General features: G+C 74.2%; 13 protein-coding genes and 2 pseudogenes. 10 read left to right on the forward strand and 5 right to left on the reverse strand.

What is annotated here, in order from left to right; translation table 11 throughout:
- Positions 1-32: 32 nt before the first annotated feature.
- The 3 genes from FHX80_RS13340 to FHX80_RS13350 all read left to right on the forward strand — a co-directional run bounded on the left by FHX80_RS13340 (position 33) and on the right by FHX80_RS13350 (position 3,088).
- On the forward strand, positions 33-1,292 hold the full coding sequence (locus tag FHX80_RS13340) for an MAB_1171c family putative transporter (protein ID WP_145764390.1): 1,260 nt from the start codon (positions 33-35) through the stop codon (positions 1,290-1,292).
- Positions 1,289-1,903, forward strand: coding sequence for a phosphatase PAP2 family protein (locus tag FHX80_RS13345; RefSeq protein ID WP_145764391.1), 615 nt, complete (start codon positions 1,289-1,291; stop codon positions 1,901-1,903). The genes FHX80_RS13340 and FHX80_RS13345 overlap by 4 nt, the downstream gene beginning before the upstream one ends.
- 93 nt (positions 1,904-1,996) lie before the next feature.
- Positions 1,997-3,088 (forward strand): NAD-dependent epimerase/dehydratase family protein, encoded by a 1,092-nt coding sequence (locus FHX80_RS13350; RefSeq protein ID WP_145764392.1) that lies wholly within the window; start codon positions 1,997-1,999, stop codon positions 3,086-3,088.
- A 3-nt stretch (positions 3,089-3,091) separates the two neighbouring features.
- On the opposite strand, the gene FHX80_RS13355 is transcribed toward FHX80_RS13350, so the two are convergent.
- A complete protein-coding gene (locus FHX80_RS13355) occupies positions 3,092-4,198 on the reverse strand; it encodes a sensor histidine kinase (protein ID WP_145764393.1) in 1,107 nt (368 codons plus the stop codon).
- A 257-nt stretch (positions 4,199-4,455) separates the two neighbouring features.
- Positions 4,456-5,193: pseudogene (locus FHX80_RS13360) on the reverse strand (response regulator transcription factor); the annotation flags it as partial.
- Between the two features lie 267 nt (positions 5,194-5,460).
- On the opposite strand from FHX80_RS13360, the gene FHX80_RS13365 reads away from it, so the two are divergent.
- The 5 genes from FHX80_RS13365 to FHX80_RS13385 all read left to right on the forward strand — a co-directional run bounded on the left by FHX80_RS13365 (position 5,461) and on the right by FHX80_RS13385 (position 10,186).
- Positions 5,461-6,195 carry a glycosyltransferase family 2 protein gene (locus FHX80_RS13365; protein WP_145764395.1) on the forward strand — a complete coding sequence of 245 codons (735 nt, stop codon included), beginning with the start codon at positions 5,461-5,463 and terminating at the stop codon, positions 6,193-6,195.
- 32 nt (positions 6,196-6,227) lie between these two features.
- Entirely contained in the window at positions 6,228-6,857 is a 630-nt protein-coding gene (locus FHX80_RS13370; protein WP_145764396.1) for a TIGR04282 family arsenosugar biosynthesis glycosyltransferase, read from the forward strand.
- A complete protein-coding gene (locus FHX80_RS13375; RefSeq protein ID WP_145764397.1) occupies positions 6,854-7,663 on the forward strand; it encodes a class I SAM-dependent methyltransferase in 810 nt (269 codons plus the stop codon). The genes FHX80_RS13370 and FHX80_RS13375 overlap by 4 nt, the downstream gene beginning before the upstream one ends.
- A 217-nt stretch (positions 7,664-7,880) precedes the next feature.
- A complete protein-coding gene (locus tag FHX80_RS13380) occupies positions 7,881-9,287 on the forward strand; it encodes a hypothetical protein (protein WP_145764398.1) in 1,407 nt (468 codons plus the stop codon).
- Between the two features lie 50 nt (positions 9,288-9,337).
- Positions 9,338-10,186 (forward strand): GNAT family N-acetyltransferase, encoded by an 849-nt coding sequence (locus FHX80_RS13385; RefSeq protein WP_145764399.1) that lies wholly within the window; start codon positions 9,338-9,340, stop codon positions 10,184-10,186.
- Between the two features lie 4 nt (positions 10,187-10,190).
- Here the strand turns inward: FHX80_RS13385 and FHX80_RS13390 are convergent, their stop codons facing one another.
- From FHX80_RS13390 to FHX80_RS13400, 3 genes and pseudogenes are all read right to left on the reverse strand, one after another.
- A complete protein-coding gene (locus tag FHX80_RS13390; protein ID WP_145764400.1) occupies positions 10,191-10,577 on the reverse strand; it encodes a YunG family protein in 387 nt (128 codons plus the stop codon).
- A 262-nt stretch (positions 10,578-10,839) separates the two neighbouring features.
- Positions 10,840-11,379, reverse strand: a pseudogene (locus FHX80_RS36570) (GAF domain-containing protein); the annotation flags it as partial.
- Positions 11,380-11,493: 114 nt separating this feature from the next.
- Positions 11,494-12,243: an alpha/beta hydrolase gene (locus FHX80_RS13400; RefSeq protein WP_145764401.1), complete on the reverse strand. Its 750-nt coding sequence runs from the start codon at positions 12,241-12,243 to the stop codon at positions 11,494-11,496.
- A gap of 97 nt (positions 12,244-12,340) precedes the next feature.
- On the opposite strand from FHX80_RS13400, the gene FHX80_RS13405 reads away from it, so the two are divergent.
- Together FHX80_RS13405 and FHX80_RS13410 are read left to right on the forward strand one after the other, a co-directional pair.
- Positions 12,341-12,826 carry a peroxiredoxin gene (locus FHX80_RS13405; RefSeq protein ID WP_145764402.1) on the forward strand — a complete coding sequence of 162 codons (486 nt, stop codon included), beginning with the start codon at positions 12,341-12,343 and terminating at the stop codon, positions 12,824-12,826.
- Positions 12,827-12,931: 105 nt separating this feature from the next.
- Entirely contained in the window at positions 12,932-13,441 is a 510-nt protein-coding gene (locus tag FHX80_RS13410) for a hypothetical protein (protein WP_145764403.1), read from the forward strand.
- Positions 13,442-13,444 lie beyond the last annotated feature (3 nt).

Raw genomic sequence — 13,444 nt, forward strand, 5'->3', positions numbered from 1 at the left:
GAACCCGTCCCCCCACCCCGAGGACTTCTGCCGTGACCCCCCTGGACCTCGCCGGCTACCTGATAGCCGGCCTGATGACAGCCGTCGCCCTGTGGCGCATGCCGGCCGCCCTCCGGGGCGACGAGGAGGACCGACGCCGCCGGGCCCTGTGGGGCTGTTACGCGGGGTTCGCCGCCGCGCTGTGGACCAAGACCCGGTTCGTGCGCGTCGGGCTCAACGACAGCTCCGTCACCGACCTCTCGGTGCTGATCAAGCACTACACGGCGACCGTCGCGATCCTGGCCATACTCAGCTACATCGTCGCCATCTACGGCCAGTACGCCGATGCCGGGGCGGTCCCGCGGCACGTGCGGTTCGCCCGGCTGATCCAGCATGTGGCCGCCAAGGCGTCGGTCGCCACGCTGGTGCTGCTGACCGTGCTGTTCTTCACGGTCGTCGACCGTTCCGTCCCCTCGGACCGCTTCGTCGCCGACCACGCCGGGCAGTGGGGCGCGACGCTCTACATGAGCGTGTTCTACCTCTACCTCGGCACCGCCTCCGCCGTCTGCGCCTACCAGTGGGCACTCGCCACCGCGAGCGCCCGGCTCCGCCGGCTGCGGGTCGGCCTCGGCATGATGACGTTCGCGATGTTCATCGGCGTCGGATACACCGTCAGCCGGACGCTGTTCCTCTGGGTCAGCGTGATCGACCGGCCGAGCGAGGCCTTCGCGCTGGACTTCGACGAGATCACCGAGGCCGCGCAGGTGGTGCTGTTCGCCTTCTTCGCGGTGGGCGCCTCCGTCCCCGCCCTGAGCAACGTCCGCCGCCGGGCGAAGCTCTGGCGGGCCCAGGTGCGACTGCACGCGCTCTGGTACGAGTTGATGGCGGCCTTCCCTGACCAGCCCTTCGACCCCCCGGCGTCGCTGGTCCGCGAACTGACCCGGTTCGGCACACCGGCGGACCTGCGGATCGACCGCTGGGCGGCGGACATCGCCGACGCGGTGGAGAAGCTGCGCCACTACGCCCCCGAGACCCTTCTCGCGGCCGCCGGGGCCGCCGCCCGGGCCGGCACCACCGACCGGGAGCGGACCGGACCGCTCACAGACGCGTACTGGATCAAGGCGGCCCTCGCGGCCCACGGCGACGGTGTGGCCCCGGGGAACGCGGCGGCCGTCGGCACCCAGCACGCGGCCGACCAGGACGACGAGGTCGCCTGGCTGGTCCGGGTCGCCGCCGCGTACCGGACGGTCACGGCGGAACAGGCCCGGCAGGTCCTGGAGTCCTCCGCAGCACTCAAGGAGCAGACAGCATGAGCACCGCCGACACCGCGGACGCCGCCGACACCGCGGGCCACTCCCGCACCTCCACCGCCCGTACCGTGACCGATGTCTTCCAGCCACGTAATCTCCTGCTCGCCGGCATGCTCGCGACCGGATACGCGGCGGCCGGCCAGTGGACGGGGCTGCTCTGGGGGCTGCTCGGCGCCCTGTGCGCGGGGATCGTCCCGGCCGGCTACATCGAGTGGGAGCGCGGACGCGGCACCTGGGGCGACCGCCATGTCGTGGACCGCACCAAACGGGCCCCGATCTTCCTCGTCATCCTCGGCTCCATCGGTACCGGTTCGGCGGTCATGGTGCTGGGCGGCGCCCCCTCCGGCATCCTGACCGCGATGCTCGCGCTCTGGGCGATGACGGTCGTCCTGCTGGCCGTCAACACGGTCTGGAAGATCTCGGTGGACGCCTCGGTCGCCTCGGCCGTCGTCGCCCTGCTCGCCGTGGTCCATTCGCCGTGGTGGCTGTTCGGGTACCTGATGACGGCCGCCGTGTGCTGGTCGCGGGTCGCGCTCGGCTACCACACGGTCGGCCAGGTGATGGCCGGGACCGCACTGGGCGCGGCCACGGCGGGCGCGTTCCTCCTCGGCTGAGCCGTCCCGCCGAACGGGTCCGGTTCTTACGGATACGTGACGTGCCGACCGCACAACCGGGCGCACCGGTCGCGGCGCCCTAGCGTGGCCGTCATGCGCGTACTGGTCACCGGCGGAGCCGGGTTCATCGGGTCGGAGATCGTCCGGACCCTCACATCGGCCGGGCACGAGGCGGTGGTGCTCGACGCCCTGCTCCCCTCGGCACACGGCGAGGGGACGGACCGGCCGGCCGACAGCCGGCTGATCGTGGCGGACATGCGCGACCGTGAGGCCGTGGACCGTGCGCTGCACGGCATCGACGCCGTGTGCCACCAGGCGGCGATGGTCGGCCTGGGCAAGGACTTCGCGGACGCTCCGCAGTACGTCGGGTGCAACGACCTCGGAACAGCCGTGCTGCTCGCCGCCGCGGCCGCCGCCGGGGTGCGGAGCCTGGTGCTCGCCGGGTCGATGGTGGTCTACGGGGAGGGCCGCTACGACTGCCGGCTCCACGGACCGGTCCGGCCGGGCCCGAGGGCGCAGACCGATCTGGCCGCGGGCCGGTTCGAGCCGCTCTGCCCGTCCTGCGGTACGGAGTTGGTCCCGGGGCTCGTCGGGGAGGACGCGCCCGTGGACCCGCGCAATGTGTACGCGACGACCAAGCTCGCCCAGGAACACCTCGCCTCCTCCTGGGCGCGCGCCACGGGCGGCCGGGCGCTGTCGCTGCGCTACCACAACGTGTACGGGCCGGGGATGCCGCGCGACACCCCGTACGCCGGGGTGGCCTCCTTCTTCCGCTCGTCCCTCGCCCGGGGCGAGTCGCCGCAGGTCTTCGAGGACGGCGCCCAGCGGCGGGACTTCGTCCATGTGCGGGACGTGGCCGCCGCGAACGCGGTCGCGCTGGAGGCCGTTGCCGGGCTCCGGCCGGGCAGCTTCGCCGCGTACAACACCGGGAGCGGGGAGCCGCACACCATCGGCGAGATGGCCGCGGCCCTGGCGTCGGCCCACGGCGGCCCGGCTCCGGTGGTCACCGGCGAGTACCGGCTCGGGGACGTACGCCATGTCACGGCGGACTCCCGGCGGCTCCGCGACGAACTGGGCTGGAAGCCCGCGGTGGGCTTCGCCGAGGGGATGGCGGAGTTCGCGGCGGCTCCGCTGCGGGGCATGGCCGCAACGACCTCACCCACGGCCGTGAGCCCGGCGCTCTGACGCTCACGCCACCGGCAGGGTGACCTCGAAGCAGCAGCCGCCGGTGACGTTGCGGACCTCGGCCCGGCCGGCGTGCGCCTCGACGATGCCGCGCACGATGGCGAGCCCGAGTCCCGCGCCGGCCGGGGGCGTACGGGCGTGGCTGCCGCGCCATCCGGTGTCGAAGACCCTGGCCAGGTCCTGCTCCGGGATGCCCCCGCAGCCGTCGGTCACCGACACGACCACACCGCCGCCCGTGCGTTGCGCGGCCACCGCGACGGTGCCGTCGGCGGGGGTGCGGCGGATCGCGTTGATCAGGAGGTTTCCCAGGACCCGGCTCATCTCCTTGCCGTCGACCTCCACCGGCACCGCCTCGATCCGGTCGCCGACCAGCCGTACGCCGTGCTCGCGGGCCAGCGGGTCGGCACCGGCGAGCGCGTCGCCCACCAGGTCGTACACGGAGATCCGGGTGGGGGTGAGGGTGAGCGAACCGGCGTGGATGCGGGAGAGCTCGAAGAGGTCGCCGACCATGTCGTTCATGCGCTCCACCTCGGTGCGGATCTGCCGCAGATAGCGCCCCGGGTCGACGGCCACGCCGTCCTCCAGCGCCTCCGACATGGCCCGCAGCCCGGCGAGCGGGGTGCGCAGATCGTGCGAGATCCAGGCGACGAGCTCACGCCGCGAGGTCTCCAGGGCGCGTTCGCGCTCACGTGAACTGTCGAGCTTGGCACTGGTGGCGGCCAGTTCGCGGGTGAGGGCGGCGAGTTCGGCGGTGGCCGGGGCCGTGGGGGCCGCGAAGGTCCCGCCGTCGCCGAACGAACGGGCGGCGAGGGTCAGCTCGCGGCTCCTCGCCGCCACCCAGCGGCCGAGCAGCATCGCGGTGGCGAGCGAGACGACGGCGGCCATCGCGACGACGGTCGTGACCACGGACAGGTCGTGCGGCGACAGGAACATCGCCCAGGCGACGGCCAGCGTCCCGGCGAGCATCGCGGTCACGGCGACCGCGGCGACCACGGTCAGCGAGACGACGAGCGAGCGGTGCCGGAAGAACCGCAGGACGAGCGCGCCGAGCAGTCCGGCCGCGGCGGCGCCCAGGAACGCGAACAGCGCGATGAGGAGTATGTCGGTCATGACGGTGCTCCGGGGGCGGCGGGGACGTCCGCCGGCGGACCGGAGGCGGTGAGGACATCCGCCGGGCCGGGAGCGGCAGGTGCGTCTGCCGGCGGACCGGAGGTGGTGGGTGCGTCCGCCGGGCCGGAGGCGGCAGAGGCGTCCGTCGCAGGGCCGGAGGCAGCAGAGACGTCCGTCGCAGGGCCGGAGGCGACAGGGGCGTCCGTCGCCCGGCCGGAGGCAGCAAGGGCGTCCGTCGCCCGGCCGGAGGCAGCAAGGGCGTCCGTCGCCGGGCCGGACGGCAGGTCGAGGCGGTAGCCCACGCCCCAGACCGTGCGGATCAGCTCCGGGCGGGCCGGGTCCGCCTCGGCCTTGCCGCGCAGCCGGCGCACATGGACCGTCACCGTCGACAGGTCGCCGAAGTCCCAGCCCCAGACCTCGCGCATCAGCTCCTCCCGGGTGAAGACCTGGCCGGGGTGGCGCAGCAGGAAGGCCAGCAGGTCGAACTCGCGCAGGGTGAGGGCCAGCACCCGGCCGTCCCGGGTCGCGCGCCTGGCCGCCGGGTCGAGGACGAGGCCCCCGCCCTCGATCAGCGCCGAGCGGCCCGCGGGAGCGGCGGCCGCACCCGCGCGGCGCAGCACGGAGCCGACGCGCAGGACCAGCTCGCGGGGGCTGAACGGCTTGGTGACGTAGTCGTCCGCCCCCGTCTCCAGGCCGAGGATGCGGTCGTCCTCGTCCCCGCGCGCGGTCAGCATGATGACGGGCACCCGGCCGTGTGCCCGCATCCGGCGGCAGACCTCGAAGCCGTCCATGCCGGGCAGCATCAGGTCCAGGACGACCAGGTCGGGGCGGCGGCGGGCGAAGCACTCCAGCGCGGCCGGGCCGTCGGCCGCGCGGTCCACGCTGTAGCCGGCGGCGGTCAGGTACCCGGCGACGACCTCGGAGACGGTCGGGTCGTCGTCCACGACGAGAACGTGGCCGGGGACGCGGGCGGGGACGGGAGCGGGGACGGGAGCGGGGACGGTGTCCTCACCCCCGGGTCCAGGGCCCTCGGGCCCCCGGCCCCCGGCTCCGTGACCCTCGGGTCCGCGGCCCCCGGGCCTCCGGCTCTCGGGCCCCCGGCTCTCGGGCTCCGGGCGGGCTGGAATGGCGGGCTGCATGGCCCCACCCTGGCACCCGCTCCCCGCGCACAGGGCGACCGGACACCGCCACACGGTCGATGTCCACGTTTCGTAAGAAACCATGGCCCGAATTGTCGGTTTCTGCTCCGTAGGGTGAGCCGCGTGACCAATCCCTCGGACAACTCCGGCCCCCGCGCCGACATCGTGCTGCCCTGTCTGGACGAAGCCGCCGCCCTGCCCGGGGTGCTCGGCGCGATCCCGCGCGGCTGGCGCGCCATCGTCGTCGACAACGGCTCCACCGACGGCTCGGCCGAACTGGCCCGTTCGCTCGGCGCGACGGTGGTGCACGAGCCGCGGCGCGGCTTCGGCTCCGCCTGCCACGCCGGGCTGCTCGCCGCCGAGGCGGAGTTCGTCTGCTTCTGCGACTGCGACGGGTCCCTGGACCCCGGGCTGCTCCCCGGCTTCGTCCGCCGGATCGCGGACGGCGAGAGCGATCTGCTGCTCGGCCGCCGGCGCCCCGACCGGCTCGGCGCCTGGCCCCTGCACGCCCGTGCGGGCAATCTGGCGCTGTCCCGGCTGCTCCGCAGACGTACCGGGCTGCGGCTGCACGACCTGGGGCCGATGCGCGCCGCGCGCCGGGCGGACCTGCTGGCGCTCGACCTCACCGACCGGCGCAGCGGCTACCCGCTGCAGATGGTGGTGCGGGCGGCGGATGCGGGCCTGCGGGTCGCCGAGACGGACGTCCCGTACCTCTCGCGCACCGGGAAGTCGAAGGTCACCGGCACCTGGCGGGGCACCTGGCACGCGGTGCGTGACATGCGCGCCGTGCTGAGCGAGGCACCGGTGCCGGTGTCGGAGCCGGTGTCGGAGCCGGTGGCTGTCGAGGTGTCCCGGTGAAGCCGGCCCCGGGTACCGGATCCTCCCCGGCCATGACCCTGCTGGTCATCGCCAAGGAGCCCCTGCCCGGCCGGGTCAAGACCCGGCTGACGCCGCCCTTCACCCCGCAGGAGGCCGCGCGGCTCGCCGAGGCCTCGCTCGCCGACACCCTGCGCACCGTCCTCGCGCTGCCCGCCGCACGGCGGGCGGTCGTCCTCGACGGGGCGCCCGGACCCTGGCTGCCGCCGGGCATCGAGGTGGTGCCGCAGGGCGCGGGCGGTCTCGACGAACGGCTCGCCGCCGCGTTCGGCGCCTGCACAGGGCCGACGCTCCTCATCGGCATGGACACCCCGCAGATCACCGCCGCCGACCTGGCGCCCGCGCTCTCCCCCGATGCGTGGGACGGCTGCGACGCCTGGTTCGGCCCGGCCGAGGACGGCGGCTTCTGGGCGCTGGGGCTGGCCGAGCCGGACCCCGGGCTGCTGCGCGGGGTGCCGATGTCCGTGCCGGAGACCGGCGCGGTGCAGCGCCGGAGGCTGGTCGACGCCGGGCTGACGGTGCGTGATCTGCCCCGGCTGCGGGACGTGGACACGGCGGCCGACGCCGTGGACGTCGCCGCCCTGGCGCCGGACGGCCGGTTCGCCGCCGTGCTCGCCGGGCTGACCCGGGCGGCGGTCCGATGAGCCGGACGGTTCCCCGCAGCGAGACGGTCCGCCCGTCGCACCAGGACACCACCTCGTGGAGCGCCGACCCGTACGCCGACGCCCTGCGCAACGGCCACGGCCCGCTCTTCCTGCGCCGCACGGACGGCTGGCTGCTGCCGCTGGACGTGGAGCGCTGGTGCGCGGGCGCGGACGCCGCGGACCTGTCGGCGCTGCACCGCTGCGAGGGGCCCGTCCTGGACATCGGGTGCGGTCCCGGACGGCTGGTCGCGGCGCTGGCGGCCCGCGGCCACCGCGCCCTCGGCATCGACGTCAGCGAGGCGGCGGTGGCCCGCACCCAGCGGCTCGGCGGCTCCGCACTGCACCGCTCGGTCTTCGAACCCCTGCCGGGCGAGGGCCGCTGGGGCACCGTCCTGCTCGTCGACGGCAACATCGGCATCGGCGGCGACCCGCGCCGGCTCCTGCACCGCACGGCGTCCGTACTGGCCCCCGGCGGGCTGCTCATCGCCGAGACCGCACCGCAGGACATCGACGAACGGGTCAGGGTCCAGCTGGACGACGGACGCGCCGCCGGCGCCCGGCCCGCGCCCGCCGCCCCCTTCCCCTGGGCCCGGCTCGGCACCCCGGCACTGCTGCGCCACGCCCGGCCGCTCGGCTGGCTGACGGCCGATCAGTGGGAGTCGGACGGCCGCCCGTTCGTCGCCCTGCGGCGCGGCCGGAGCGTCCTGACGGCCGGCCAGGGCGCCGACGGCACGAACGGCGCGCCCGTGATCAGCAGCCAGTTCCCCAGGAACACATCGGGGGACAGCTCGCTCACCGGCTCGTAGCGCGTCGCCTGCCGACGGGCGGCCAACGGCCGGCACATCAACAGGCACAGGCCGGACAGACAGGGGAGCGCACGACTCCTGGCGAGGCGCCGACGCCACCCGACCGCTGCCCACCGTGGCCCCGGTCGGGTAAGGAATCGGGCAAGGAATCTGACGGTTCGGTGACGCGCCCCGTCAGCACCCGCCGTCACCGCCCCGGCGTGCATAACGTGCCCGGGTGAAGACCAAGGACCGCACGGAGCAGCGCACCGAACCGGACAGGGCCCCCCGCACCGGCCACCGCACCGGCCACCGCCTCGACCTGGCCGCGGCCGGCGCGGGTGGGCTGCTGGTCGTCGTCGCCGCGCTCGTCGGATGGGCCGTCGAGAGCGCCGACCACACCCTGTACGTCCACTGGCCACCGCTGCTGGCGTCCTGGTACCCGCACGTCGGCCCCGGTACCGCGGCCGCGCCCGCCGTCGCCGTGCTCGTCGTCGCGTACGGTCCCGCCCTCGCCGAACGGCTGCGGTGGCGGACCCTGCTGCTGAGCTGCTGGGGCACCTCGCTCGCCTGGGTCTTCTCACTGGCGATGATCGACGGCTGGGGCCGCGGCATCGCCGAACGGCTCACCACCAAGCACGAGTACCTGCGTGTCATCGGCCGCTTCGACGACATCGGCGCCGCCCTGCGCGGCTTCAACGACCACATCCTGATCGGCCCGCCGGGCAACTGGCCCGCCCATGTCGCCGGACACCCGCCGGGCGCCACCCTCACCTTCGTCCTGCTGGACCACATCGGGCTGGGCGGCGGCGCCTGGGCCGGGGTCTGGTGCATCGTCACCGGCAGCACCGCCGCGGTGGCCGCACTGATCACCGTCCGCGTCCTGGCCGACGAACGCACCGCCCGCCGTGCCGCACCGTTCCTCGTCCTCGCACCGGTCGCGGTCTGGGCCGGCACCTCGGCGGACGGCTATTTCACCGCCGTCGCCGCCTGGTCCGTCGCCCTGCTGACCCTGTCCGCGACCGGAAAGGTCCGCAGCCCCGCGGCCGCCGCACTCGGCTCGGGGCTGCTGTACGGCCTGACCTGCTACCTCAGTTACGGCCTGACACTCATCGCGCTGCCGCTCCTGACCGTCCTCGTGCTCACCCGCACCGCCCGGCCGCTCCCGCTCTTCGTCCTGGGCGCCCTGGTCGTGCCGGCCGCCTTCACCCTGGCGGACTTCAACTGGTGGGAGGCGTACCACCTGCTGGTCGAGCGCTACTACCAGGCGGCGGGCGGAATCCGCCCGTACTGGTACTGGGTCTGGGCCAACCTCGCCTGCACCGCGATCGCCGTCGGACCGGCGACGATCGCGGGCCTGCGCCGGACCGCGGGGGCCGCGCCCGGGGCCGTGAGCGCGCTGCGGACGGGAACCACGGCCGCGCCGCAGCGGCTGGTCCTGGTCCTACTCGCGGCGTTCCTCGCGCTGCTGGCCGCCGACCTGTCCGGGATGAGCAAGGCGGAGACCGAACGGATCTGGCAGCCCTTCATGCTCTGGCTGCTGCCCGCCGCCGCGCTGCTGCCCGCACCCGGCCGCCGCGGCTGGCTGGCCGCCCAGGCCGTCGTCGCCCTCCTCGTCAACCACCTGCTCTGGACGGGGTGGTGAACGGGGCGGGTCGTCGCTGAACCGCCCGGCAGGCGGGTATGGGTTGTTCCGTGCCGACATTCGAGATCACCACAGCAAGCGCGGACGACATCAGGATGATGGCGGACTGGGCCCACGCCGAGGGCTGGAACCCGGGCCTGACCGACGGTCAGGCCTTCTTCGCCGCAGACCCCTGCGGCTTCCTGATCGGCAGGCTCGACGGTGCGCCCGTCTCCTGCGTCTCCGTGATCCGCTACGGCTCCGGCTTCGGCTTCCTGGGCTTCTACCTCACCCGCCCGGAACGGCGCGGCCAGGGCTACGGGAGCCGGCTCTGGGCCACCGGGACGGCCCGGCTGTCCGGGCGCAACACCGGCCTCGACGGGATGGTGGAGCAACAGGCCAACTACCGCAGATCCGGCTTCCGCCCGGCCTGGACGAACATGCGGTACGAGGGACTGGTGCCGGTGGACATCGCACCGCCGCCCGGGGTCACCCTGGTCGACGCCCGCACCCTGCCCTTCGGCCAGGTCACCGCGTACGACCGCCGGTTCTTCCCGGCGGAGCGCGACGGCTTCCTCGCGGCCTGGACCACCGCCCCCGGCCGCACCGCGCTGATCGCCCTGCGCGAGGGGGAGGTGCAGGGGCTCGCCGTGCTGCGCGCCTGCCGTACCTCCTCGCGCATCGGCCCGCTGTACGCGGCCACCCCGGAGACGGCCGCCGCCCTGGTGAGCGCGCTCGCGGCAACCGATCCGTCCGCCCCGGTCGCCGTGGACGTGCCCGACGTCAACCCGGCGGCGGTACGCCTCGCCGAACAGCTCGGGCTCACCCCGTCGTTCGAGACGGCCCGCATGTACACCGGCCCGACGCCGGACGTCGACCACACCGGGCTGTTCGGCATCACCAGCCTCGAACTGGGCTGATCCGCTACCCGTGGCCGTGCAGCAGCTCCAGGACCCGGCCCCGGAGCAGCTCGTACTCCTCGCGCAGCCGGACGATCTCCGGGGGCCGGGGTATCACCGTGCCGCCGGTGACGATCTCCTCGGGGGCGAACTGCTCGCGGGTCAGGTCGATCTCCGTCCCCGGGCCCAGCCGGTTCCACCAGTGGTAGTCCGTGCGCACCCCGTCGACCCGGACCTCACCGCGTACGAGGTCACCGCCCAGCAGGTCGTGCAGGACCAGGGCGGTGACCCCGCACTGGTCCCGGGCGGGGTTGCCGGGCGTCCAGCGCGGCCGGTACTCGGGCGTCGTGGTGTCGGCGCCCCAGCTGCTGCGGACCGCGGCCTCGATGTCGGCGAGAAGGAAGGGCTTCATGACACCGATCCTCGCAGCCGCCACTGACAGTGCCGCCGGAGCAGCACCCCACCCCCCTCGGACGGCGCCCGTCACGCAGCGGGATGACATCGAACCAGTCGCCGCCCACCAGCGCCTGCCGGTCGGCCGGCAGATAACGGGTGGCGACCTCGATGTGCGGATGCGGCGGACGCGGTTCGGAGAGCAGCGAGCGCTGCAGCTCCAGGGCGATGGTGTGCTCGTGGGTGAAGCGGCGCGCGTGGTCGAGATCGACGGCGGCCCGCGCGGCGAGCTCCCGGGCGACCACCACGTCCTCGGCCGTGAACGGCGGCGAGCCCCCGGCCCTGACCAGGCCGAGGACGCCGATCGGCCCGCTGCGAACGGAGACCGGCAGGATGACCGCCGAGTGCATCCCGAGAGCCCGGTAGACGGCGACCCGTTCGGGGCAGGGCGCGACACGGCCCAGCTGCTCGTCGTCCGTGAGGTTCTCGACGACGAGCTGGTTGGTGGCCAGACAACGCGGTACGGCCGAACCCGGCTGGTGGTCGATGTAGTCGCCCGCCACCCCGAACCGCGCGAACCGCTCAAGCAGCCCCGGCACCGCCGTCAGCGCCGCCCGCCGCATCCGGAACACCCCGGGCGGTGCGGGGCGCAGGATGCCGACCCCGGCCGTGGTGCCGCCGATCAGGGCCGCGAGGGCCGAGGGGTCGATCGGCGGCGGGATGTCGGCGTACGCATCGGCCTGCAAGACAACCTCCTGGGGCAGGGCGCCGGCCCCCGACTGCCCCGCTCCCATCGTCGGCCGCCCGCACGGGCCCCGCATCCGCAGACCGCCGCACCGGCCCCGTACCCCCGGGCGGCCCCCGCCGACCAGCGCGGGCCACCCTTCCGCCGATCAGCGGAAGGGGGACGCCTATGAGTGGGAGGGGGAGACGGATCAGCGGGAGCCGCCCGTGCCCGCCCTGTCCACCGCGCCCGCCGCACCCGCCGCACCGCCGGTGTGCAGCCGGTCCAGGTCCACCGTCCCGTCCTCGGCCGAGGCCTCCGGCGGCAGCCGCAGCGCCTCGGCGACGGGGCCGGGGAGCGGGGCCCGGCCCAGCAGCCCGCTGACCAGGCCGGCGGTCAGCCCGTGCCAGGTGGGGGCCCGGCGGAGCATCGCGTGATCGCCACCGTGCACGGTGACCAGGCACGTACGGGCCCCGGCCCGGCGGGCCCGCGCGGTGAGCGTGCGGGAGGCCACCGGGCTCGTGACACGGTCGCGGGTGCCGTGCACGAGGACGACGTCCCGCCCGGCTAGCTGCTCGACCGGATCACCGTCCGGGCACCACGGGGCGAGCCCGACCACACCCCGTACCAGCGGATGCCCGGCGGCGTAGAGCGCGGCACGGCCACCCATCGAGTGCCCCACCAGCACCACCGGAATCTCCCCCACCATCCGCCGCAACTCGTCCAGGGCGCGCACGGCATCGTGCAGCGGATCCGCCCGGGACCCGTTCCAGCCCCGGTGCCCGTACCGGACCGCACGCACCAGGACGTCACCCGGCAGCGCACGCCCCACAGCGCGCGCGAACGGACGCATCCGCACGGCGGGCAGATTGAACAGTCCGGGCAGCGGCGCCCCGATCCCGGTCTCCCGCCCGCCGTGCAGCAGGAGTACCGCCGCCTCCGGCGGTCGTCGTTGCGTCATGCGTACCTCCGGTGCGGATGGACGAAGCCGTAACGAGCATGCTGTACGAAGCAGGGGCCACACCATCACCGCAGCGCCGTACACCGAAGGACACGACATGGCATCGTCACCACAACTCGGCCGGACCGTCCCGGACTTCACCCTCGCGGGGGGCGCACTCGACGGTGACACATTCGAACGCCGCGACTACACGCTCTCCGCCGCCCGCGGCCGGGCCGTGGTCCTCGCCTTCTACCCCGGCGACAACACGGCCGTGTGCACCAAGCAGCTCTGCTCGTACTCCTCCGGCATGGAGACCTTCGAAGGGCTCGACGCGGAGGTCTGGGGAATCAGCCCCCAGGACGTGGACAGCCATGAGTCCTTCGCCCGCGCCCACAGCCTGCGGATGCCGCTTCTGGCGGACACCGGCCGTGAGATCGCACGGACGTACGGTGTCGCGGCGCCCGGCATCGGGGTGCGGCGGGCGGTGTTCCTCATCGACGCCGAGGGAGTGCTGCGCTGGAAGCACGTGGCGCTCCTCGGGGCCACGTTCCAGTCCCTGGACACCCTGGCCGGCCACCTCTCCGGCATCCAGAGCGCGTAGAAGACTGCCGGGACCCGGCAGTGTCGCCGCGCCGGTATGTATGGGACCATCCAGCCAGTTCGACGGAAATGGTCGGGGATTCTGCAGACCGGGAGGGGTGATCACGTGACCTTGTTTCTCGGTCTCGGAATTGCGGGAGTCGTACTGCTCGCACTGTCCCTGATCTTCGACGGAGTCCTCGAAGGCCTCTTCGGGGGTGTCCTGGACGGCCTCTTCGACGGGCTGCTCTCCCTTCCGGTGATCGCCGGCTTCGTCTCGATGCTCGGTTTCGGCGGCGCCATCGTGCTGGGCACGACCGGCGTCGGTACGTTCGCCGCCGTCGGGGCCGGTGTCCTGGCCGGTCTGGTCGCGGCCTGGCTGACCTGGAAGTTCAGCCAGGCCCTGATGCGGGACCAGACCAATGCCACACCGCGCGAGGAGGATCTCGTGGGCTCCTCCGGGTCCGTGGTCACGGCCATACCGGCCGACGGCTACGGCGAGGTACTGCTGCGGCTGGGCGGTCATGTCGTGAAGCTGTCGGCGAAGAGCCCTGCACCGGTCGAACGCGGCACCGAGATCTGGGTCGAGGCCACACTCTCGACCACCTCGGTCTCGGTCCGCCCCGTCGAACGCTGAGCC

It is taken from the genome of Streptomyces brevispora, from assembly GCF_007829885.1.
In the GTDB taxonomy this organism is placed as follows: domain Bacteria; phylum Actinomycetota; class Actinomycetes; order Streptomycetales; family Streptomycetaceae; genus Streptomyces; species Streptomyces brevispora.

Bases quoted from the DNA above. Each gene is read 5' to 3' on its own strand.
- FHX80_RS13375 (WP_145764397.1), top strand. From the start codon at position 6,854: ATGAGCCGGACGGTTCCCCGCAGCGAGACGGTCCGCCCGTCGCACCAG.
- FHX80_RS13405 (WP_145764402.1), top strand. From the start codon at position 12,341: ATGGCATCGTCACCACAACTCGGCCGGACCGTCCCGGACTTCACCCTC.
- FHX80_RS13355 (WP_145764393.1), bottom strand. From the start codon at position 4,198: ATGACCGACATACTCCTCATCGCGCTGTTCGCGTTCCTGGGCGCCGCC.
- FHX80_RS13370 (WP_145764396.1), top strand. From the start codon at position 6,228: ATGACCCTGCTGGTCATCGCCAAGGAGCCCCTGCCCGGCCGGGTCAAG.
- FHX80_RS13350 (WP_145764392.1), top strand. From the start codon at position 1,997: ATGCGCGTACTGGTCACCGGCGGAGCCGGGTTCATCGGGTCGGAGATC.
- FHX80_RS13400 (WP_145764401.1), bottom strand. From the start codon at position 12,243: ATGACGCAACGACGACCGCCGGAGGCGGCGGTACTCCTGCTGCACGGC.
- FHX80_RS13345 (WP_145764391.1), top strand. From the start codon at position 1,289: ATGAGCACCGCCGACACCGCGGACGCCGCCGACACCGCGGGCCACTCC.
- FHX80_RS13390 (WP_145764400.1), bottom strand. From the start codon at position 10,577: ATGAAGCCCTTCCTTCTCGCCGACATCGAGGCCGCGGTCCGCAGCAGC.